Source organism: Cohnella laeviribosi DSM 21336 (assembly GCF_000378425.1).
In the GTDB taxonomy this organism is placed as follows: Bacteria; Bacillota; Bacilli; order Paenibacillales; family Paenibacillaceae; genus Cohnella; species Cohnella laeviribosi.
Genome location: NZ_KB899811.1, coordinates 12,833 through 34,411 on the forward strand (window position 1 = coordinate 12,833; position 21,579 = coordinate 34,411).

The window sequence follows — 21,579 nt, forward strand, 5'->3', positions numbered from 1 at the left end:
TGGTAAAATGGGAGAGATTTGACGAGAGTTCAGGAGGAATATCCGATATGCGATCCGACGGAAGGCAGGCCCGCGAATTGCGGCCGTTTGCCGTAACGCTTCATCCCAATAAATTCGCGGAGGGCTCGGTGCTCATCGAGATGGGCGACACGAAAGTCTTGTGCACGGCCACGGTGGACGAGAAGGTTCCCCCGTTTCAGAAAGGCCAGGGCAAAGGCTGGATTACGGCCGAATATTCGATGCTGCCCCGTGCGACGCAGACGCGCAATCCCCGGGAGGCGAGCCGGGGCAAGCTTAGCGGGCGCACGATGGAGATTCAGCGTCTCATCGGCCGCGTGCTGCGGTCCGTCGTCCGGCTGGATGCGTTGGGCGAACGGACCATTACGCTGGATTGCGACGTCCTGCAAGCGGACGGAGGGACCCGGACCACTTCGATCACCGGCTCGTTCATCGCGCTTGCGCTGGCCGTACATAAGCTGTCCCAGACCGTATCTTTTCCCGTCTATCCGATCACCGACTATCTGGCTTCGGTCAGCGTCGGGCTGCTGCAGGGACAAACGCTGCTCGACCTGAATTACGAAGAGGACTCCAAGGCGCAAGTGGACATGAACGTCGTCATGACCGGCTCCGGAGCGTTCGTTGAGATTCAGGGGACCGGCGAGGAATCGCCCTTTACGCGCGCCGAGCTGGACGGCCTGCTGGGGGTCGCCGAAGAAGGCATCCTGAAGCTGATCGAGATGCAGCGGGAAGTGCTGGGCGAAGCGGGACTTCGAATCGGGACGGTGCAGGCATGATCGGCGCGGGGGACACGTTGCTGGTCGCGACGCGCAACCGGGGCAAGACGCGGGAGTTCCGCGCCGCGTTCGCGACGCTCGGCATCGAGGTCAAGGATTTGAACGAGATCGGGGAACTCCCGGAAATCGCGGAGACGGGGACGACCTTTTACGAGAATGCGCTGATCAAAGCGCGCGCGGCGTCGGCCGCCGCCGGGCTTCCGGTGTTGGCCGACGACTCGGGCCTGTGCGTCGACGCGCTCGGCGGCGCGCCGGGCGTCTATTCGGCGCGGTATGCCGGCGAGGGCGCTTCCGACGCGGACAACAACGCGAAGCTGCTGCGGGAGCTGGCGGCCGCAGGCGCCACGGTGGACGCGGCTTCGCTGGGGGCGGAGAAAGCGCCTGACGGTGCGAAGCTGCTCAGTCCCGCGCGTTTCGTCAGCTCGCTCGTGCTGTACGAGCCTGACGGGGACCGCATTACCGCGGCCGAAGGCACGGTCGAGGGTGCGATCATCGACCGGCCCGCCGGAGCCGGCGGGTTCGGCTACGATCCGCTCTTCTGGCTTCCGTCCTTCGGCAAGACGATGGCGGAAATCTCGCTTGAGGAAAAAAACGCGATCAGCCACCGGGGGCGTGCGCTCAGGAAGCTGCTTGCGCAGCTTGAGCGGTAGAGACGATATGGAAATCCCTACGGGACGAAAGGACCGCGCTGAGGATGCGGCGCTTTGGGCGCGGCTCTCGCGGGGTCCTTCGTTGTTTTTATACGATCGAGACGCGGTAGCGCCGCAGCCAAAAATCGAACTGCAGCAAATACGCGAACAGCTGCGGGGCCGACATCAGCTGTCCGAACCACGGCAGATGGGAGCGCGCGTCGGCGGTCGCCAGCAGCCGGCGGATATGCGCCTTGTCGATCAGCGGAAGCAGCGGCGAGCCGGCGTCTTCGAGCCGCTCGGACAGCAGGGAGCGGACGGTCTCCAGGTATGCGGGATTGTGCGTTTTCGGGTAGGGGCTCTTTTTGCGGTACAGGACGTCGTCCGGCAGCACGCCCGCCAGCGCGCGGCGCAAAATGCCTTTTTCGCGGCCGCCCGCCGTTTTCAGCGTCCAGGGAATGTTGAACACGTATTCGACGAGGCGGTGATCGCAGAACGGAACCCGCACTTCGAGCCCCGCCGCCATGCTCATCCGGTCTTTGCGGTCCAGGAGCGTCGGCATAAAGCGCGTGATGTTCAGATAGGACATCGTGCGCATCCGCTGCGCGTCCTCGTCTTCCCCCGGCAGCTTCGGCACTTCCGCCAGCGCCTCGGCGTACCGGTCGGAGACGTATTCCAACGGACGAATATGGCCCTTGAGCTCGGGCGAGAGCACGCTTTCCCTAAGATCGGTTGCCAGCGACCACGGGAACGTCGACGCCGTCAGCGCCTCCCGGCGGTGAAACCAGGGATAGCCTCCGAACACTTCGTCGGCCGCTTCGCCGGAGATGGCGACGGTGGCATCCTTCTTGATCTCGCGGCAGAACAAGTACAGGGACGCGTCGATGTCCGCCATGCCGGGGTAATCCTTGGCCAAAACGGCAGTCTCCAGCGCCTCCACCAGCTCGGGCGTATCGAACTGGACCAGATGATGAGCGGTGCCCAGAAATTCGCTCATTCGCTTGATCCAGGGCGCGTCCGAATTCGGCTGAAAATCGTGCGCGGTAAAGTGCTTGTCGTTGTCCACGTAGTCGACCGAATACGTATGGACCCGGCCTTGCCCCGTTTCGGCATAATAACGGACGGCAAGCGCCGTGAGCGCGCTCGAATCGAGGCCGCCGGAGAGCAGCGTGCAGACGGGCACGTCGGAGACGAGCTGCCTTCGCACCGTATCGTCCAGCAGTTCGCCGACTTTCTCGGCCGTTGCGCGCTCGTCGTCCTCATGCGGCCGGCTCTTGAGCCGCCAGTAGGCGGTAATCCGCATGCCGCTGCGGTCGTAAGTCAGACAGTGCCCCGGCTTCAGCTCCGATATGCCCCGCCATATGCCGACGCCCGGCGTCCGCGCGGGGCCCAGGGCAAACAGCTCGGCAAGACCTTCGCCGTCCACTTCGGCCGGAACGTCCGGGTGCGCCAGTATCGCCTTCGGTTCCGAACCGAACAGGAGCCTGCCTTCTTCCCGCCGATAAAAAAGCGGCTTGACGCCAAGCCGGTCCCTCGCCATGAACAGTTGTTCCTCGTCCGTCCGCCATATCGCGAAAGCGAAGATGCCGTTCAATTTTTCCACGCAGGCGGGTCCCCATTCCACATAGGCCAGCAGCAGCACTTCCGTATCGCAGGTCGTGCGGAAGGCGTAGCCCAGCCGTTCAAGCTCCTTTCGCAGCTCGAGCGCATTGTAGAGTTCCCCGTTGTAGACGATCACGCAATCCCGATCTTCCGCGTATTTGGTCGGACGTACCATCGGCTGGGCGCCGTTTGCGGGATCGATCACGCTCAGCCTGCGGTGGCCGAATGCGCAGTGCTTGGTCAGCCAGGTTCCCGACGCATCGGGCCCGCGCAGCTGCATGGTCTCCGTCATCTTTTCCACAATGTTCGCATGTTTGGTCAAATCTTCATTCCAGTCGATCCAACCGGTAATGCCGCACATGTCGTTCATCCCTCTCCGTTTTGTCCATCCGGGCACGGTAAAGCCGGGATATTTATCCCGATTACACTGTATTCCGCAGCATGTTGTCTTGACTCCGAAAAAGCATGAAACCCGGCCGGATGGTTACCCTATGAGGGTGAGAAAGGAGGCTGCGGCAATTGGAGAACGAGTCGAACGCCGGACAGGAGCGCAAGACGTATTACGTCGCGGTCGGAGCGGGACAAGTGTTGGAGGACCGGGAAGCGGCCGCTTTTGAATTCGAGATACGGGCCAGCGACGAGGAGCTGAACAAGCTGCAGGAGATGTTCGGCGAGCTGTCGAGCGCGGACGAAGCGGCGGCCTTTCATTTTTCCAGTGCGCTGAGCGTGAGCGAAGAGCGCAGAGACGCCGACTATAACGCCCAGCTAAAAGGGATTTATGGGTATTTGCACCGGCTCGGTACGGAAGAGACGAAACGGTATATCGAATCGATGGGCATTTTGGACGATTGACGCATCCTTGGAAAGGAGACAGGACAATGGGAGAAAAGTACAAGAAAAACAAAGGCAATCAATACGCCAAGCGCGGCGAGGAATTCGCCGAAGAGACGATCCGCCGCACCAACGATGCGCCTCATCCGGCGCAGAACGCGCCGGCTACGCCGCACAACCGGTAACCGGAAAAGGGGCTGTCCCAAAGGGTAAATCCTGGCCTGACGGACCGGTCGGGCGGAATATTTGCTTTTCAAACGGAGAACAAGTTTCGATTGCGATGCGATGCCGGGCGGCTGCCCGGCATTTTGCGTTTGGTTGCGTCCGGCGATGCCGTTCGCTGCCATGCGGGATTTATGCATAAGCTACAATCGGGCTTTCGAAGTTTGGGCTTCGCGAACAATGACACGGTGCAAAAAAGCGGCTATGATGAGGGTAATCTTTAGCGTACTGATGAGGAGGGACGCCCCCATGATTCATAAAGCGATCACCGGAACGAAAACGATGGTCGTCAGCCCTCATCATCTGGCCTCCGCGGCCGGAGCGCGGATTTTGCAGAAGGGCGGCAACGCCTTCGACGCCGCGGTTGCGGTTAGCGCCTCTCTGGCCGTCGTTTATCCGCATATGACCGGGCTCGGCGGCGATTCCTTCTGGCTGCTGCACAGCGTCAGGGACGGCGGCATCCGGGCCTACAATGCGAGCGGCCGTTCGGGACACCGCATCACCCGGGACCTGTTCGCGGGCGAGGCGGCGATTCCGCACAGAGGCATCCGCAGCGTCATTACGGTGCCCGGCATGGTAGACGGATGGGACGCGGTGCACCGCGAATACGGCAGGCTGGCTTGGAGCGAAGTGCTGGAACCTGCCATCGGTTACGCGCTGGAAGGCTTCCCGGTATCGGTCGACCAGCATGAGAATACGGCAAGCCGATTTTCCGTTTTGGCCGCCGAGCCGTATACTTCGGACATTTTTCTCCCGAATGGCCGCGTTCCCCGCGCAGGCGAGAGATGGGTGCAAACCGCGCTCGGCAACAGCCTCCGGGAGCTTGCGCAAAAAGGCCGCGACGCCTTCTACAAAGGCAGTCTGGCCAAAGCGATCGTCGCTTCGCTGCAGGAAAGAGGCGGGCTGCTGACGCTGGACGATTTTGCGGGGCATTCGGGCGGCTGGGTAACGCCGGCAACCGGATCGTACCGCGGGTATGAGCTTTATCAACTGCCGCCCAATTCGCAGGGATTTACCGGCATTATGACGATGCAGATATTGGAGCGGTTCGATTTGGCCGCGATCGAGCACGGTTCCTTCGAATACTATCATCTGCTGATCGAAGCGTTGAAGCTGGCGTTCAAGGACCGCGACCGTTATCTCAGCGATCCCGATTTTACGGCGATACCGCTTGAGAGGCTGCTTTCCAAGGCGTATGCGGCCGAACTGGCCGGGCAGATCGATAGGCAGCGCGCAAGAGAGGTTGCGACCCGACCGGTCGGCAGCGATACCGCGTATGCGGCGGTCGTCGACGGGGAAGGAAACGCCGTTTCGTTTATCCAAAGCCTGTATTTCGAATTCGGTTCGGCGGTGACGGCCGGCGAAACGGGCATTTTGCTCCAGAACCGGGGCTCCTTTTTCTCGCTCGACCCGAATCACGTCAACAGGCTGGAGCCGAACAAGCGGACGTTCCATACGCTGATGCCGGCGATGGCGTGCAGGGACGGCAAGCCGTATATTTTGTACGGGACGCAGGGGGGCGAAGGCCAGCCGCAAACGCAGACCGCGCTGCTTACCCGGATGATCGATTACGGGATGAATCCGCAGCAGGCCGTCTCCGAGCCCCGCTGGCTTTGGGGCCGCACTTGGGGCGAACCGACGCAGGAACTGCGGCTGGAAAGCCGGATTGCCGAACCGGTCAGACATCGGCTGCGGGAGGCGGGGCATCTTGTTCGAACCGTTCAGGCATACGACGGCGCGGTCGGCCATGCGCATGCCATCCAAATCGACGACCACGGCTTCCGCATCGGCGGCACCGATCCGCGCTGCGACGGCGCGGCGATCGGGTGGTAGGCCGGCCGGCGCGCCATCGGAAAAAACGGTCGCAACCGCCGGAGCGTTCGTCTTTCCTCTGGCGGTTGGACCATGATTTTTTTAAATCCTCCAAAAATCCCCTTGTGAAAAACGAAAGATTTATGTTAAAATGATCGAGCTGTGTCCCAGTAGCTCAGTTGGATAGAGCATTCGCCTTCTAAGCGAACGGTCGGGGGTTCGAATCCCTCCTGGGACGCCAGCGATACATAAGGCAATAGGCCTCCCGCGTTTCGGCGCGGGGGGCTTTTTTCTGCGACGGATGCCGTCCGCCGAGGCCTCAGCCGCCAAGTAGTCCGTCCAGTACCTCACACGATTCGCAAGAGAGTCGGTAGCCTTGTTGGTTTAAGAGCCGGCCGACAGGGCCGATCGAAAAAGCCGGTCGAAGGGCAGGATCGTGGTTTTCGTCGTCCGGGGAGCGTCCGGCGTCGGTCGAGGAGGAGCGTAGTGGGAATTGCCCATTTTTCGGAAATGGATGTATACTGAACGGTAGTTGCATGAAGCCGAATGAAGGAGGGCGACCGCATGCGATATTTGCTCCCCTACATACGCAAGCACGGCATGCTTTTTCTCCTTGCGCTGCTGTTCGTCTCTTGCGAGGCGCTGTGCGATCTGCTGCAGCCGACGCTTATTTCCCGGGTAATCGACGAGGGCGTTGCCGAACGGGATCTGGGCGCCGTGCTGCGGTTCGGCGGGGTGATGCTGCTTGTGACGGCGGCGGGAGCCGTCTTTGCGTCGGGACGCAACATTTTGGCCAGCCGGGTGTCGCAACGCTTCTCGGCCGAGCTTCGGGGAGACCTGTTCCGCAAAATCCAGTCGCTTTCCTTTATCAATTTCGACCGTATCGACAAAGCGTCGCTCGTGACGCGGCTGACCAACGACGTGACGCAGGTGCAAAACTTCGCCAACGGCATGATGCGGATCTTCGCCAAGGCTCCGATTCTGGGGGTCGGCAGCCTGATCATGGCCATGCGCCTGAATCCGGAACTGTCGTGGATTTTTGCCGTCGTCGTTCCGGTCGTGGGAATGCTGATCGCGTTGAACTTGAATATCGGCTTCCCGCTGTTCGCGAAAGTTCAGGCCTCGCTCGACCGGCTGAACGGCATGATTCGGGAGTATTTGGCCGGGGTGAGAGTGGTCAAGGCGTTTAACCGATTCGATTACGAAACCGGCAAATTCGCCGGCGTCAACGCCGAATACCGCGGCCGCTCCGAAACCGCGCTGCGCGTAATGGCCGTCTTTAACCCGCTCATCGCGCTGACCGTCAATTTCGGCATCGTCGCGGTTCTCTGGTTCGGCGCTAGCGGCGTAAGCAAAGGCGGCATGCAGGTTGGCCACATCGTCGCGTTCGTGAACTACATGACGCAGATTTTATTTTCCCTGATGACGATTTCGATGGTGTTCAACATGTTCGTGCGCGCCAAAGCGTCCGCCGCCCGCATCGGCGAAGTGTTCGCCGAAACGAATCCGATGAAGTGGCGGGACGAGCGGTTTGCGGACGGCGCGGCAGGCGGCAAAGTCGAATTCGAAAACGTGAGCTTCTCCTATGGCGGAGCGGATGGAGAAACCGTTTTGAAATCGGTTTCTTTCGCCTGCATGCCCGGCGAAACGGTCGGCATTATCGGCTCCACCGGCTCGGGAAAAAGCACGCTCGTCCATCTCATCCCGCGCTTTTACGATGCGACGGAGGGCCGGGTGCTGGTGGACGGCCGCGACGTGTCTTCCGTCGATCCCCGTCTCCTGCGGGACAAGGTGGCGATTGTGCCGCAGGAGGCGGTGCTTTTTTCCGGCACCATATTGGATAATATCCGGTTCGGGAACGAGCGCGCAACGATGGAGGAAGTCTATGAGGCGGCGCGCGTCGCGCAGGCCCACGAGTTCATCTCCCAAGCTCCCGAAGGCTATCATACTCGGCTCGGTCAGGGCGGCGTCAATCTGTCGGGAGGCCAAAAACAGCGTCTCTCCATCGCCAGGGCGCTCGTCCGCAAGCCGAGTATTCTCATCTTGGACGACTGCACCAGTGCGCTCGATCCGACGACGGAAGCGGCGCTGAAGGCGGCGCTCCGGACGTATGCCAAAGGGATCACGTGTTTTGTCATTGCGCAACGAATCGCGACCGTCATGGACGCGGACCGGATTATCGTCATGGAAAACGGCGAAATCGCGGGCATTGGCACGCATGAGAAGCTGCTGAAGGAAAACCGGATTTACCGGGAAATTTACCGTTCCCAAATCGGCGAGGAGATGGAAAGCCATGCCGTCTGCGAATGACGCGAGCAGAGGAGCGCCGGCCGAATCCAAGGCAACCGTTCCCATCGGACCGGGAGGCCCGAGGGGGCTAAGGGGAGGTCCCGTCCAGAAACCGAAAAATTTTAAAGGCACGGTCCGGCGGCTGTGGAGCTATTTTGGCAACGAGAAGAGACGGCTTGCGGCGGTGTTCGCTTTTGTGCTGGCCGATTCCGCGCTGACGCTCCTCGGCCCTTACCTGATCGGCGTAGCCGTCGATGCGATCGCGGATACCGGCGGCGTCGATTTCAAGGCGCTCGATTTGGCGCTCTTGGCGCTCGTGGCCGCTTATGCGGCCGATGCGGGCCTGACCTTTTTTCAGGGCTGGCTGATGGCGGGCATCTCCCAGCGCATCGTCGAGCGGCTGCGCTCGTCGCTGTTCGCCAAGCTGCACAAGCTGCCGCTCGCCTTTTTCGACACCCGCAGCCACGGCGAAGTGATGAGCCGGCTGTCCAACGATATCGACAACGTCAGCACGACCGTTTCGCAGACGACCGCCCAATTGATGTCGGGCCTGATCGCGATTGCCGGTTCCCTGGTCATGATGCTGGCGCTAAGCCCGCTGCTGACGCTGGCGACGCTGATTACGGTGCCGCTGGTGTTTCTGCTTGCCCGGACGATCACGAAGCGGACGAAGCGGCTGTTTAAGGAGCAGCAGGCGCAGCTCGGCGCCTTAAACGGTCATATCGAGGAAACGATCTCGGGCATGCTGGCCGTTAAGGCGTTCAACCGGGAAGACAAGGCGATCGAGCAATTCGACGGCTTGAACGCCAAATTGGCCGAAACCGGCACCCGGGCGCAAATCTGGTCGGGTTTTCTGATGCCGCTGCTCGGCGTCATCAACAATATCGGCTTTGCCGCCGTCGCCCTTGCCGGCGGGACGCTTGCGGTCAGGGGGCATATTACGGTCGGGGTCATCGCCAGCTTTCTGAGCTACTCCCGCCAATTCGTTCGCCCGTTGAACGATATCGCCAGCATGTATAATACGCTGCAGGCCGGCATTGCCGGAGCGGAGCGGGTGTTCGAGGTGATGGAGCAGGAAGAGGAGGCGGAAGATGTCCGGGGAGCGGCCGTGCTCCAAGGAGCGAAAGGACATGTCGTCTTCGACAACGTCTCGTTCGGTTACCGGCCCGAAGTGCCGATCGTCAGCAACCTCAGCTTCGAGGTTCCCGCGGGCAGCAGCATTGCGCTTGTCGGACCGACGGGGGCGGGCAAGACGACCATCGTGAATTTGCTGACCCGTTTTTACGAAGCGACCGGAGGACGGATTCTCATCGACGGAAAAGACATCCGCGAGTATACGCGCGACAGCCTGCGGCGGGCGTTCGGCGTCGTTCTGCAGGATACGTACCTGTTCTCGGGCACCATTGCGGACAACATCCGATACGGCAGGCCGGAGGCGACGGACGCCGAGGTGAAAGCCGCCGCCGCGGCGGCCCGCGCGGACGCGTTCATCCGCCGCTTGCCCCTCGGTTATCAAACCCCGATCTCCGAGAACGGCAGCAATCTCAGCCAGGGCCAGAAGCAGCTGCTGGCCATTGCCAGGGTCATGCTGGCCAATCCTTCGATTCTCGTTTTGGACGAGGCGACAAGCAGCATCGATACCCGGACCGAGCTGCAAATTCAAGCGGCGCTGCTGGATGCCATGAAGGGAAGAACGGCCTTTATCATCGCGCACCGTCTCAGCACGATCCGCGACGCCGACCGGATTCTCGTCATCGAACGCGGCCGGATCGCGGAGGCAGGAACGCACGACGAGCTCGTCCGCAAGGAGGGTGGCGTTTACGCCCGCATGGTCGCGAGCCAGTTTAAGCCCGTCCGGGCGCGGGCCAATTAGCGCGGCGCAACGCCAACCCTGTGATTGTGCCGCTTGGACGAAATCTTTTTCGATTTTCGTTAATTGTTTGTATAGGAGGAATTTAGATGCAGCATAATAAGCAAGCAAACACGGAGGTGATAATCATGGCAGACAATCGCAACTCGAACCAACTCGTCGTGCAACAAGCTCGGGCTGCATTGGAACAACTGAAATTCGAAGTGGCCCAACAGCTCGGCATCCAAATTCCGCAAGACGGGTACTACGGAAACATGATCACTCGCGATACCGGACGCATCGGGGGCAATATCACCCGCCGTCTGGTTGAAATAGCTGAGCAACAGCTTGCGGGACGCTTTTGATCATGGAGTCCGCTCGGTTCTGAAGCCGGGCGGGCTTTTTTCCTTTGCCGGAAACGCGTTCGGTGCCCGAAAGGACTATATAATATAGTAGAGAAAACATAGTAGAGAAAACCGGCTCAAAAAGAAGATCGGAAAACGGCGCCGCAAATCCAAAAGAAAAAGTTGATTTTCGCAGGCCGGCTGTGCTATTATTTTCTTGCTATCTCATTTGCGGGTGTAGTTCAATGGTAGAACGCCAGCTTCCCAAGCTTGAGGCGAGGGTTCGATTCCCTTCACCCGCTCCATACGATTGACCCGAGAAGCCTTGTTCAACAAGGTTTTTTCTGTTTATTGAAAGCGCAAGCGCCGGACGGACGCATTCGAAGGGAATTTTCCCATTTGTCCGGCGTTCATGGTATAATGCGGGTGAATCGGCAGAGGAAGCCGGACAGCCGGCAGGAAGGGGCGCTGCGTGACCGAATCCCAGAAGGACAACTTGGTCCTGTTTCCCAAGACGTTGGATTATTACCAAATCCAGCTGACGCGCATGCTGGAGACGGAACGCTTCGGCGACGCCAAAGCGCTGCTTGCCTTTTTGCTGCAATGCGGCGGGGAAGCCGAGCGCCATCACGCCGAATGGGAAGCGCTGCTCGGCTGGCTCGAGGCGGCGTTTCCGGATGCGAAGGAAGAAAGGCCCGGCGGCCCCGAAGCGAAGGACGACGGCCTGGAGGACGCGGAGGAGTCGTTCCGCCGCCGTCTGAACGAGCGGTCCGAGCAGGATGCGGATTACGTTCCCCGGTTGCTTAAGGCGCTGGAAGCGGCCGAAGATCCGGAACAGCAATTGCTTGTTCTCGGCCAGCTCTCCCATCTGGAACACCGGGATATCGAGCCTGGGCTGCGCCGCTTTTTGGAGGCGGACGAGCATTATCCCGCCGTGCAGTTCAAGGCGCTGCAGGTGCTGCGCAAGCAAGGCGCGTCGGGGCCGGTCGCGCTATGGCGCGAAGGCGAGAGGCTCGCGGTCGAGGCGGAGGCGACGCCGCTTTCGTTCGATGAATTTCCTCCCGCCGTGCAGACGGTGCTGGAACGGGTGCGGCAGGCCGCGGAAGTGTCCGATCCGACGCTGTCGTATTTTGCCGAGGAGATGTGGAAAGAGTGCGTACAAGCCGCTTACGGCACGCCCGTCTACCGGCGGATGACGGACGATGACGACCGCTCGTGCGATCTGTGGGCGGCGGCGCTGCATCAATTTCTCATAGAGAAGCTTCACGGGCGGGCAAGCGACGAAGAGGTCCGCGAGCAATACGGAATAACGGGAGAACTTCGGTTTCCGTACGAGCAGGCGCTGCGCTGGCTGCGGCAATTTGCGGGCGAATCCGGCCCCGCTACGTGACAAGGCGAAACCTATCTCCCGGCCTTGAAAAGCTTCAAATAGTTGTATATACTAGAATGGTTTATGTAAAACGGTCGCATGGAGCGGCAAGTACCTTCGGAGGGGAAAGCAAATCATGAAAGCAAATTGGGAAAAAATAGAGAAGAATGTAGGCGTTCTTGAGGTGGAAGTCGACGAGGAACGGGTTGCGGAAGCGCTGAACAAGGCGTTCCGCAAAGTCGTAAACCGAGTCAATGTGCCCGGGTTCCGCAGAGGCAAGGTGCCGCGGCCGATCTTCGAGGCGCGCTTCGGCGTCGAAAGCTTGTATCAGGACGCGATTGATATTTTGCTGCCGTCCGCATACAGCGAAGCCGTCGACCAAACCGGCATCTTCCCGGTAGACCGTCCGGAAGTGGACGTGGAGCAATTCGGCAAAGGCAAGCCGTTCAAGTTCAAAGCGAAGGTGACGGTCAAGCCGGAAGTGAAGCTCGGCCAGTACAAAGGCATCGAAGTGGCGGCGCCCGATCTTGAAGTGACCGAAGAGGAAATCGCGAAAGAGCTGGAGCGCTTGCAACAACGCCATGCCGAACTGGTTGTCGTCGACGAAGGTCCGGCACAGCAGGGCGACATCGCCGTCATCGACTTCGAAGGCTTTCTGGACGGCGTTCCGTTCGAAGGCGGCAAAGGCGAGCGCCACTCGCTGGAGCTTGGTTCCGGCACGTTTATCCCCGGCTTCGAGGAGCAAGTCGTCGGCATGAACATCGCCGAGGAGAAGGACATCACCGTTACGTTCCCGGAGAACTACCACGCGGAGAACCTGGCCGGCAAAGAAGCCGTGTTCAAAGTCAAACTGCACGAAATCAAACGCAAGAACCTGCCTGCGCTCGACGACGAGTTCGCCAAGGACATCAGCGAGTTCGAGACGCTGGATGAATACAAAAAGGATTTGGAGAGCAAGCTGAAGGAACGTAAAGCCAAAAATGCCGAAGCCGCCCGCGAAGCGGAAGCGATCAGCAAGGCTTCGGAAGCGGCCGAAGTCGACATTCCGGAGGTGATGATCGACAACGAAGTCGAAAACATGCTGAAGGATTTCGAAAGCCGCCTGAAAATGCAAGGAATGAACCTGCAGCTCTACTACCAGTTCAGCGGACAGGACGAAGCGGCGCTCAAGGCGCAAATGAAGGCCGACGCCGAAAAGCGCGTCCGCAACAACCTGGTGCTCGAAGCGATTGCGACGGCCGAAAATCTGGACGTTTCCGAAGATGAGTTGAACGAAGAACTGGAAAACCTGTCCAAAATGTACAGCCGTTCCGTTGACGAGCTTCGGCAGATTTTCTCCTCCAACGGCTACCTTGAAACGTTGAAAAGCGATCTGAAAGTTCGCAAGGCGGCGAAGTTCGTCGTGGACAACAGCAAGACCGCCTAAGACCGGGCGTGGCACATATGGACAAGGCACGTGTTTACCGCGTGCCTTGTTTTTACCCTTGCAAGCCGTACATACATAAGGATAAATAACCGGGCACGGAGCGGACGCGGGACCGGGACGCTCGTCAACATGACATTCGGATGGTAACGTGTTAGAATAGTACCGATGCTCGAAGTCCACTAAAGAGAAGAGGTTGGATAACATGAATTTGGTGCCTATGGTCATCGAACAAACCAATCGAGGGGAACGCTCCTACGACATCTATTCCCGGCTGCTGAAGGACAGAATCATTTTTCTGGGCAGTGCGATTGATGACGATGTCGCCAACCTCATCATCGCGCAATTGCTGTTTTTGGCCGCCGAAGACCCGGAAAAGGACATCAGCCTCTACATCAACTCTCCGGGCGGATCGGTTACGGCCGGTTTAGGTATATATGACACGATGCAATACATCAAACCGGATGTCAGCACGATCTGCGTCGGCATGGCCGCCAGCATGGGCTCGCTGCTGCTTGCGGCCGGAGCTCCGGGCAAGCGCTACGCGCTGCCCAACAGCGAAATCATGATTCACCAACCGCTCGGTGGAGTAAGAGGGCAGGCTTCCGATATCAAAATCCACGCCGATTGGATTTTGAAAACCAAAGAAAAGCTGAACCGCATATACGTGGAGCGTACCGGCCAACCGTACGAGAAAATCGAACGGGATACGGACCGGGACAACTTCATGAGCGCTGAAGAAGCGCTGGCCTACGGTTTGATCGACAAGGTCATTGCCGCTCCCGTCAGCGGATAAAGGAGGGTAACGTAACCATGTTTAAATACAACGATGAGAAAGGCCAGCTCAAATGTTCGTTCTGCGGAAAACCGCAAGAGCAGGTCCGCAAATTGGTCGCCGGTCCCGGCGTCTATATATGTGACGAATGCATCGAGCTGTGCACCGAAATCGTCGAGGAGGAACTCGGCCACGAAGAGGAGCTCGATCTGAAGGACATTCCGAAGCCGAAGGAAATTTGCGCCATTCTGGACCAGTACATCATCGGCCAGGATCAGGCGAAAAAATCGCTTTCCGTTGCGGTATACAACCACTACAAACGGATCAACACGAACAGCAAGGTCGACGACGTCGAGCTGTCCAAGAGCAACATTCTGCTCGTCGGCCCGACGGGCTCCGGCAAGACGCTGCTCGCGCAGACGATGGCCAAAATCCTCAACGTTCCGTTCGCGATCGCAGACGCGACTTCCCTTACGGAAGCGGGTTACGTGGGCGAAGACGTGGAAAATATTTTGCTCAAGCTGATCCAAGCGGCCGATTACGATGTGGAAAAAGCCGAACGCGGCATCATTTACATCGACGAGATCGACAAGGTCGCCCGCAAGTCGGAAAACCCGTCCATTACCCGCGACGTTTCCGGCGAAGGCGTGCAGCAGGCGCTGCTCAAAATTTTGGAGGGAACGGTGGCTTCCGTGCCTCCGCAAGGCGGACGCAAGCATCCCCACCAAGAATTCATCCAAATCGACACGACGAACATTCTGTTCGTGTGCGGCGGCGCGTTCGACGGGCTGGAGTCGATCATCAAGCGCCGCATCGGCAAAAAAGTCATCGGCTTCAACGCTTCTTCCGACGGCCAGCGCGAGCTGAAGCCGGGCGAATATTTGTCGCTCGTGCAGCCGGAAGACCTGCTGAAGTTCGGGCTGATTCCGGAATTCGTAGGCCGTCTGCCGGTGATTTCTTCGCTGGAGCCGCTGGACGAAGCGGCGCTGGTGCGCATTTTGACCGAGCCGAAGAACGCGCTCGTCAAGCAATATCAAAAGCTGCTCGAAATGGACAACGTCAAGCTGGAATTCGAGCCCGCGGCGCTTGAGGAAATCGCGAAAGAAGCGATCAAGCGAAACACGGGCGCGCGCGGACTTCGGGCCATCATCGAAAGCATTATGCTTGAGGTGATGTATGAGGTTCCGTCCCGCGACGACGTGACGACTTGCGTCATCACCGAAAAGGTGGTCAAGGAGAAAATCGCTCCCGAACTGACCTTGAAGAAAGGCAAGAAAAAAGAAGAAAGCGCGTAAGGCCGCTTATCCGACCGGATACGGCGCGTCTTGCCGCATAAAGCCTGCCGGTTCCACCCTTCACCTTCGCCTCGGCGCGGGCGGGGGGTGGATTTGGCGTATAAAGGGAGATTGGAGAACATGTACTTACGTACCGACACCGTGCCCGTCCGGGTGGGGAACTTGACGATCGGCGGGAACAACCAGGTCATCGTGCAGAGCATGTGCACGACGAAGACGGCGGATGTGAAGGCGACCGTCGCCGAGATCAAGCGGCTGGAAGAAGCGGGCTGCCAACTGGTGCGCGTAACGGTCAACAATAAGGAAGCCGCGGAAGCGATCAAGGCGATCAAACGGGAAATCTCGATCCCGCTGGTGGCGGACATTCATTTCGACTACCGCCTGGCGCTTGCGGCGATCGAAAACGGTATCGACAAAGTGCGGATCAACCCCGGCAATATCGGCAGGCGAGAAAAGGTGGAAGCCGTCGTCAAGGCCTGCAAGGAGCGGGGAATTCCGATCCGCATCGGCGTGAACGCGGGCTCGCTCGAACACCATCTGCTCGAAAAATACGGCTATCCGACGGCGGAAGCGATGGTGGAAAGCGCGCTTTACCATATCGGCATTTTGGAGGAATTGGATTTTCACGATATCATCGTATCCCTGAAAGCCTCCGACGTCCCGATGGCCATTTCCGCTTATATGAAAGCGGCCGAAGTGATCAAGTATCCGCTGCATCTTGGCATTACCGAAGCCGGAACGCTGTTCTCGGGCACGGTCAAAAGCTCGGCGGGACTCGGCGTGCTGCTGAACGCCGGCATCGGCAACACGATGCGCATCAGCCTGAGCGCCGATCCGGTGGAGGAAATCAAAGTGGCGCGGGAACTGCTCAAGACGTTCGGACTGATTTCCGACGCGCCGACGCTGATCTCCTGCCCGACCTGCGGACGCCTGGACATCGATCTCTTTGCCGTGGCGAACGAAGTGGAGGAATATTTGTCTAAGCTGAAGGTGCCGATCAAGGTTTCGGTGCTGGGCTGCGCGGTGAACGGACCGGGGGAAGCGCGGGAGGCCGATATCGGCATTGCCGGAGCGCGCGGCGAGGGCATGCTGTTCCGCTACGGCGAGATGGTCCGCAAAGTGCCGGAGCATGAGCTGGTGAACGAGCTGAAGCGCGAAATCGACGAGATTGCCAGAATTTATAACGAGACGGGCGTCATACCCGGCAGAAAGCATTAAGGAGCCTGACGGATGGAAAATCGCGCGGATCGCAAACGAAGCAGGCTGCAGCGTCGGCTTTTTTGCTTGATGACGGGGGCCGCATTTCTGCTGCTGCTCGCCGCTTGCGGCGGCGGGGGCGAGGATGCGGACGGAGCGCCTGCCGGCGGACACGATCATCAGGCCCATAGCTCTGTGACGGCTGAAGGGGATTTGCAGGAGACGACCGCTTCGCTGTCGGACATGCCCTCTTTCCTTGCCGGAGAGAGCGAATACGTGAAGCTGTCCTACGCGGCGGCCGCCAAGCTGAAGGATACGTTGCGGTATATCCCCTGCTATTGCGGATGCGGCGAGAGCGCCGGCCACCGGAGCAGCCTGAACTGCTTCATCGCCCGCGTTCGGGAAGACGGGAGCGTCGTCTGGGACGACCACGGCGCCCGCTGCGGGGTTTGCCAGCAGATCGCGCTCCAGTCCGCCAAGCTGAAAAGCGAAGGCAGTTCGGATTCGGATATCCGCCGGTTCGTCGACGAAACGTACAAAGAAGGCTACGCCAAGCCGACGGATACGCCGCTGCCCCCGAAAGTTTGATTGCTGATCATATAGGCAACGAAACCACCCGAACGGAAATTCCGTCGGGTGTTTTTGCCATCTTCGGATGACTACGCCTGCGGGTATTCGGGCAATACTATCCAGTATGAGCCCGAATGCCGGTTTTTTTAAGCCTGCGGGTATACGGTCGGACGGAGAGGATGGGAGAAAATGACGTTAAGCACCATTTTGATGTTCGTTCAGGTGTTTTTTGCCGTGGTGATCGGCATCTATTTCTGGAATTTGCTGCGCAATCAGAAGAGCAACAGGTCGGCGGTCGACCGCGAATCGCGCAAGGAGATGGACAAACTGCGCAAGCTTCGCTCGGTTTCGCTGACCAAGCCGCTGGCGGAGAAAACGCGGCCGGTGTCCATGAACGATATCGTCGGCCAAAAAGAGGGATTGCGGGCGCTGAAGGCCGCCCTGTGCAGCAGCAATCCGCAGCATGTGATTATCTACGGTCCCCCCGGCGTCGGCAAGACGGCCGCCGCCCGCGTCGTGCTGGAGGAAGCGAAGAAAAATCCGTCTTCCCCGTTTCGGCTTGACGCCAAGTTTACCGAAATCGACGCGACGACGGCCCGGTTCGACGAACGCGGCATCGCCGATCCGCTGATCGGATCGGTGCACGATCCGATCTATCAGGGCGCGGGCGCGATGGGGGTTGCGGGCATCCCGCAGCCGAAGCCCGGCGCGGTAACGAAGGCGCACGGCGGCATTTTGTTCATCGACGAGATCGGCGAGCTGCATCCGATTCAGATGAACAAGCTGCTTAAAGTGCTGGAAGACCGCAAGGTGTTTTTGGAAAGCGCGTATTATCACGCGGAGGACCCGAATATTCCGCTGTATATTCACGATATTTTCCAAAACGGGTTGCCGGCGGATTTCCGCCTTGTCGGCGCGACGACGCGATCGCCGAACGAGCTTCCGCCCGCGCTGCGCAGCCGCTGCATGGAAATCTATTTCCGGCCGCTTCTGCCGGAGGAGATCGGGCAAATCGCGGAGAACGCGATCGCGAAGATCGGATTTCCGCCGCAGCCGGAAGCGGTGGAAGTCGTCAAGCACTATGCGACGAACGGCCGCGAAGCCGTCAACATCATTCAGCTGTCCGCGGGGCTCGCGCTGTCCGAAAACCGCGACCGGATCAGCGCGGCCGACGTCGAATGGGTCGTCAATAGCAGCCAGCTTCCGCCGCGCCCGGACCGGAAGGTCCCGGGGCAGCCGCAAGTCGGCCTCGTAAACGGGCTTGCCGTGTTCGGGCCGAGCATGGGAGCGCTGCTGGAAATCGAGGTCACGGCCATTCCGGCGGCAAGCGGCAAAGGGCAGTTCACCATCACCGGCGTCGTGGACGAGGAGGAGCTGGGCGGCGGACAGCGCACGTTAAGGCGCAAAAGCATGGCCAAGGGCTCGGTGGAAAACGTGTTTACCGTGCTGCGGAAAATCGGGCTGAGGCCGGAAAACTTCGACCTGCACATCAATTTCCCCGGCGGCACGCCGGTTGACGGGCCGTCCGCGGGCGTGGCGATGGCGGTCGCGATCGCATCCGCCATGACGAACCGGCCGGTCGACAACAAGCTGGCGATGACCGGCGAAGTGAGCATTCACGGCCGCGTCAAGCCGGTCGGCGGCGTTCTCGCCAAAGTCGAAGCCGCCTTTCAGGCCGGTGCCGAGAAGGTCATCATCCCGAAGGAGAATTGGCAGGCGATCTTTGAAGGCCTACAGGGCGTCGAAGTCATTCCGGTCGAAACGGTCGACGAAGTGTTCGGGCACGTGTTCGGCGAGCGGCTGACCGCCCGGCACGAGATCGCGGCGGACCCGCAGGAGCTTGCGCTTCCCGCCGAAGCCCCGTTTGCGGCGACTCCCGTTTCGGTGCTGCACGCCAATCCAATCCGCCAGGAGCCTGCAAGGCAGCAGGTTCCCCACGTTCCCCGGGAAGGACACTCCCCGGGATCGATCGGGACGCCGTTTTCGGGATAATTGGACCGACGCGCCCGTTGCATCGCCGTCCTTCATAGGGGCGGCGATGTTTTTGTGTCCGTTTTGCGGCGGGCGATAACATTTGATACAATGACGGGAGCATGTAATTCAGCGATGTGCTACATCCGAGGAGGTGCCGGACATGGGTTCGAACAAATCCAGAAGCCGTTCTTTGCCCCTGCTGCCCCTGCGCGGGCTTCTCGTCTATCCCAGTATGGTGCTCCATCTGGACGTAGGCCGCGAGAAGTCGGTCAAGGCGCTGGAACAATGCATGGTCGACGATCATATGATTTTGCTTTGCTCTCAGTCGGAAATCAATATCGAGGAGCCGACCGAAGACGATATATACCGCGTCGGGACGATCGCCAAAGTCCGCCAGATGCTCAAGCTGCCTAACGGCACGATCCGCGTGCTGGTGGAAGGCGTCGTGCGCGCGGAGATCGAGCAGTATTTGCCGAACGACCGGTTCTACGAAGTGGTGGCCCGCGAGCTTCACGAAGTGCAGGCCGCCGATTCCGAGCTGGATGCGCTCATGCGCGCCGTGCTCGGCCAATTCGAGCACTACATCAATCTCTCCAAGAAGGTGACGCCGGAGACGCTGGCTGCCGTGTCGGACATTGAGGAGCCGGGGCGGCTTGCGGACGTCATCACCAGCCACCTGTCGCTCAAAATCAAGGACAAACAGGAAATTCTCGAGACGATCGACGTCCGGGCGCGGCTCGAGAAGCTGCTCGATTTTCTGAACAACGAACGCGAAGTGCTCGAGCTTGAACGCAAGATCAGCCAGCGCGTCAAGAAGCAGATGGAAAAGACGCAGAAGGAATACTACCTTCGCGAGCAGATGAAGGCGATTCAGAAGGAACTGGGGGAAAAGGAAGGCCGCGCGGGCGAAGCCGAAGAACTGCGCAGCCAGATGGAAGAGGCGAACCTTCCGGAGAAAATCGCGGCGCGGGTCGCCAAGGAAATCGACCGGCTGGAGAAAATGCCGGCTTCCTCGGCGGAAGGCGCCGTCATCCGGACCTATGTCGAGTGGCTGCTCGCCTTGCCCTGGACGAAGCGGACCGAAGACCGCCACGATCTCGCCAGAGCCGAGGAGCTGCTCAACGAGGAGCATTTCGGGCTGGAGAAGCCGAAGGAGCGGGTGCTGGAATATTTGGCGGTTCAACAGCTCGTTCAAAAGCTGAAAGGCCCGATCCTGTGCTTCGTCGGTCCGCCCGGCGTCGGGAAAACGTCGCTCGGCCGCTCCATCGCCAAATCGCTCGGCCGCGAGTTCGTCCGCATTTCGCTTGGCGGCGTGCGGGATGAAGCGGAAATTCGCGGGCACCGCCGCACGTACGTCGGCGCGATGCCCGGCCGCATCATTCAGGGCATGCGGACGGCGGGGACGCTGAATCCGGTCATTTTGCTCGACGAGATCGACAAAATGGCGATGGACTTCCGCGGCGATCCGGCGTCGGCTCTGCTCGAGGTGCTCGATCCGGAGCAAAACGCGACGTTCAGCGACCATTACATCGAGCTGCCTTTCGATTTGTCGAACGTCATGTTCATTACGACGGCCAATGCCGTCCATCAGATTCCCCGCCCGCTTCTGGACCGGATGGAAGTGCTGTACATTCCCGGCTATACGGAACTGGAGAAGCAGGAAATCGCAAGCCGCCATTTGCTGCCGAAGCAGAAGCGGGATCACGGGCTCGGCGAGGACCAATTGACCATCGAACCGGAAGCGATGATCCGGCTTATCCGCGACTATACGCGCGAGTCGGGCGTCCGCAATCTCGAGCAGCAAGTCGCCGCCATCTGCCGCAAGGCCGCAAGGCGCATTGTGACGAATCCTGAGGAAGTGCCGATCAAGGTCGATGGCGACATGCTGAAGGATTGGCTCGGACCGGCCAAATACCGGTACGGAATGGCCGAGGCGGAAGACCAGATCGGCGCGGTAACGGGGCTGGCGTGGACCGAGGTCGGAGGGGATACGCTTGTCATCGAGGTTTCGGTCATGCCGGGCACCGGCAAGCTGACGCTGACCGGCAAGCTCGGGGACGTGATGAAGGAATCGGCGCAGGCGGCTTTCAGCTATACGCGAAGCCGGGCCCGGGAGCTGGGCATCGATCCGCAATTCCACGAGAAAAACGACATTCACATCCATATTCCCGAAGGCGCCATTCCGAAGGACGGACCGTCGGCCGGAATCACAATGGCTACGGCGCTGGTTTCGGCGCTTTCGGGGCGCCGCGTCAACCGCGAGGTGGCGATGACCGGGGAGATTACGCTGCGGGGCCGGGTGCTTCCGATCGGCGGCCTGAAAGAGAAGTCGCTGGCGGCGCACCGCGCCGGCATCCGGAAGGTGCTGCTGCCCAAAGACAACGAGCGCGATCTGAGGGAGATTCCGGACAGCATCAAAGAAGCGATGACGTTCATTCCCGTCTCTCATATCGACGAAGTGCTGGAGCACGCCCTGATCGACCCGCCGAAGCTGCAGCCTACCGGGGACGACGCGGAGCTTGTGGCGGAGAACGCCGCCATCGGCGCCTCGCCGGAAAACGGCGCGGAGAACGTTCCGCCGCTCGGGACGCATTGACCGGAACG

General features: G+C 59.9%; 17 protein-coding genes and 2 tRNA genes. 18 read left to right on the forward strand and 1 reads right to left on the reverse strand.

Annotation, left to right across the window (positions count from 1 at the left end):
• The first annotated feature begins 47 nt into the window (after nt 1-47).
• Both rph and F560_RS0103595 read left to right on the forward strand, forming a co-directional pair.
• Entirely contained in the window at nt 48-794 is a 747-nt protein-coding gene (gene rph, locus F560_RS0103590) for a ribonuclease PH (RefSeq protein ID WP_019004342.1), read from the forward strand.
• Complete coding sequence (locus tag F560_RS0103595) at nt 791-1,444, forward strand: non-canonical purine NTP pyrophosphatase (RefSeq protein WP_019004343.1); 654 nt, start codon at nt 791-793, stop codon at nt 1,442-1,444. The genes rph and F560_RS0103595 overlap by 4 nt, the downstream gene beginning before the upstream one ends.
• An 88-nt stretch (nt 1,445-1,532) precedes the next feature.
• On the opposite strand, the gene asnB is transcribed toward F560_RS0103595, so the two are convergent.
• On the reverse strand, nt 1,533-3,386 hold the full coding sequence (gene asnB, locus F560_RS0103600; RefSeq protein ID WP_026298069.1) for an asparagine synthase (glutamine-hydrolyzing): 1,854 nt from the start codon (nt 3,384-3,386) through the stop codon (nt 1,533-1,535).
• A 158-nt stretch (nt 3,387-3,544) separates the two neighbouring features.
• Here asnB and F560_RS0103605 point away from each other — a divergent pair, with 158 nt between their 5' ends.
• From F560_RS0103605 to lon, 16 genes are all read left to right on the forward strand, one after another.
• The gene (locus F560_RS0103605; RefSeq protein ID WP_019004345.1) at nt 3,545-3,877 is read left to right on the forward strand and encodes a hypothetical protein; all 333 of its coding nucleotides are present in this window, start codon (nt 3,545-3,547) and stop codon (nt 3,875-3,877) included.
• Between the two features lie 26 nt (nt 3,878-3,903).
• Nucleotides 3,904-4,041 carry a hypothetical protein gene (locus F560_RS25460; protein WP_019004346.1) on the forward strand — a complete coding sequence of 46 codons (138 nt, stop codon included), beginning with the start codon at nt 3,904-3,906 and terminating at the stop codon, nt 4,039-4,041.
• A gap of 286 nt (nt 4,042-4,327) precedes the next feature.
• Nucleotides 4,328-5,911, forward strand: coding sequence for a gamma-glutamyltransferase (gene ggt, locus F560_RS0103615; RefSeq protein WP_019004347.1), 1,584 nt, complete (start codon nt 4,328-4,330; stop codon nt 5,909-5,911).
• 143 nt (nt 5,912-6,054) lie between these two features.
• Nucleotides 6,055-6,131, forward strand: a tRNA-Arg gene (locus F560_RS0103620).
• Nucleotides 6,132-6,454: 323 nt separating this feature from the next.
• Complete coding sequence (locus tag F560_RS0103625; RefSeq protein WP_019004348.1) at nt 6,455-8,200, forward strand: ABC transporter ATP-binding protein; 1,746 nt, start codon at nt 6,455-6,457, stop codon at nt 8,198-8,200.
• Nucleotides 8,184-10,052, forward strand: coding sequence for an ABC transporter ATP-binding protein (locus F560_RS0103630; protein WP_019004349.1), 1,869 nt, complete (start codon nt 8,184-8,186; stop codon nt 10,050-10,052). Before F560_RS0103625 ends, F560_RS0103630 begins: the two co-directional genes overlap by 17 nt.
• Before the next feature lie 125 nt (nt 10,053-10,177).
• Nucleotides 10,178-10,393 (forward strand): alpha/beta-type small acid-soluble spore protein, encoded by a 216-nt coding sequence (locus F560_RS0103635; RefSeq protein WP_026298071.1) that lies wholly within the window; start codon nt 10,178-10,180, stop codon nt 10,391-10,393.
• Nucleotides 10,394-10,603: 210 nt separating this feature from the next.
• Nucleotides 10,604-10,677, forward strand: a tRNA-Gly gene (locus F560_RS0103640).
• A gap of 167 nt (nt 10,678-10,844) precedes the next feature.
• Nucleotides 10,845-11,762: a hypothetical protein gene (locus F560_RS0103645; protein WP_019004351.1), complete on the forward strand. Its 918-nt coding sequence runs from the start codon at nt 10,845-10,847 to the stop codon at nt 11,760-11,762.
• Between the two features lie 115 nt (nt 11,763-11,877).
• Nucleotides 11,878-13,167 carry a trigger factor gene (gene tig / locus F560_RS0103650; RefSeq protein ID WP_019004352.1) on the forward strand — a complete coding sequence of 430 codons (1,290 nt, stop codon included), beginning with the start codon at nt 11,878-11,880 and terminating at the stop codon, nt 13,165-13,167.
• Nucleotides 13,168-13,360: 193 nt separating this feature from the next.
• A complete protein-coding gene (gene clpP, locus F560_RS0103655; protein WP_281167161.1) occupies nt 13,361-13,960 on the forward strand; it encodes an ATP-dependent Clp endopeptidase proteolytic subunit ClpP in 600 nt (199 codons plus the stop codon).
• 17 nt (nt 13,961-13,977) lie between these two features.
• A complete protein-coding gene (gene clpX, locus F560_RS0103660) occupies nt 13,978-15,234 on the forward strand; it encodes an ATP-dependent protease ATP-binding subunit ClpX (RefSeq protein ID WP_019004354.1) in 1,257 nt (418 codons plus the stop codon).
• A 120-nt stretch (nt 15,235-15,354) separates the two neighbouring features.
• Nucleotides 15,355-16,452 carry a flavodoxin-dependent (E)-4-hydroxy-3-methylbut-2-enyl-diphosphate synthase gene (ispG, locus tag F560_RS0103665; protein ID WP_019004355.1) on the forward strand — a complete coding sequence of 366 codons (1,098 nt, stop codon included), beginning with the start codon at nt 15,355-15,357 and terminating at the stop codon, nt 16,450-16,452.
• Nucleotides 16,453-16,464: 12 nt separating this feature from the next.
• Nucleotides 16,465-17,019 (forward strand): PCYCGC motif-containing (lipo)protein, encoded by a 555-nt coding sequence (locus F560_RS0103670; RefSeq protein WP_019004356.1) that lies wholly within the window; start codon nt 16,465-16,467, stop codon nt 17,017-17,019.
• A 171-nt stretch (nt 17,020-17,190) separates the two neighbouring features.
• Nucleotides 17,191-18,993, forward strand: coding sequence for an ATP-dependent protease LonB (gene lonB / locus F560_RS22390; protein ID WP_019004357.1), 1,803 nt, complete (start codon nt 17,191-17,193; stop codon nt 18,991-18,993).
• Nucleotides 18,994-19,135: 142 nt separating this feature from the next.
• Complete coding sequence (gene lon / locus F560_RS0103680) at nt 19,136-21,571, forward strand: endopeptidase La (RefSeq protein ID WP_019004358.1); 2,436 nt, start codon at nt 19,136-19,138, stop codon at nt 21,569-21,571.
• Nucleotides 21,572-21,579: the final 8 nt, after the last annotated feature.

Excerpts from the sequence above, each read along its gene's own strand:
- rph (WP_019004342.1), top strand. The coding sequence starts at position 48 with ATGCGATCCGACGGAAGGCAGGCCCGCGAATTGCGGCCGTTTGCCGTA.
- F560_RS0103595 (WP_019004343.1), top strand. The coding sequence starts at position 791 with ATGATCGGCGCGGGGGACACGTTGCTGGTCGCGACGCGCAACCGGGGC.
- asnB (WP_026298069.1), bottom strand. The coding sequence starts at position 3,386 with ATGTGCGGCATTACCGGTTGGATCGACTGGAATGAAGATTTGACCAAA.
- F560_RS25460 (WP_019004346.1), top strand. The coding sequence starts at position 3,904 with ATGGGAGAAAAGTACAAGAAAAACAAAGGCAATCAATACGCCAAGCGC.
- ggt (WP_019004347.1), top strand. The coding sequence starts at position 4,328 with ATGATTCATAAAGCGATCACCGGAACGAAAACGATGGTCGTCAGCCCT.
- F560_RS0103625 (WP_019004348.1), top strand. The coding sequence starts at position 6,455 with ATGCGATATTTGCTCCCCTACATACGCAAGCACGGCATGCTTTTTCTC.
- F560_RS0103630 (WP_019004349.1), top strand. The coding sequence starts at position 8,184 with ATGCCGTCTGCGAATGACGCGAGCAGAGGAGCGCCGGCCGAATCCAAG.
- F560_RS0103635 (WP_026298071.1), top strand. The coding sequence starts at position 10,178 with ATGGCAGACAATCGCAACTCGAACCAACTCGTCGTGCAACAAGCTCGG.
- tig (WP_019004352.1), top strand. The coding sequence starts at position 11,878 with ATGAAAGCAAATTGGGAAAAAATAGAGAAGAATGTAGGCGTTCTTGAG.
- clpX (WP_019004354.1), top strand. The coding sequence starts at position 13,978 with ATGTTTAAATACAACGATGAGAAAGGCCAGCTCAAATGTTCGTTCTGC.
- ispG (WP_019004355.1), top strand. The coding sequence starts at position 15,355 with ATGTACTTACGTACCGACACCGTGCCCGTCCGGGTGGGGAACTTGACG.
- F560_RS0103670 (WP_019004356.1), top strand. The coding sequence starts at position 16,465 with ATGGAAAATCGCGCGGATCGCAAACGAAGCAGGCTGCAGCGTCGGCTT.
- lonB (WP_019004357.1), top strand. The coding sequence starts at position 17,191 with ATGACGTTAAGCACCATTTTGATGTTCGTTCAGGTGTTTTTTGCCGTG.
- lon (WP_019004358.1), top strand. The coding sequence starts at position 19,136 with ATGGGTTCGAACAAATCCAGAAGCCGTTCTTTGCCCCTGCTGCCCCTG.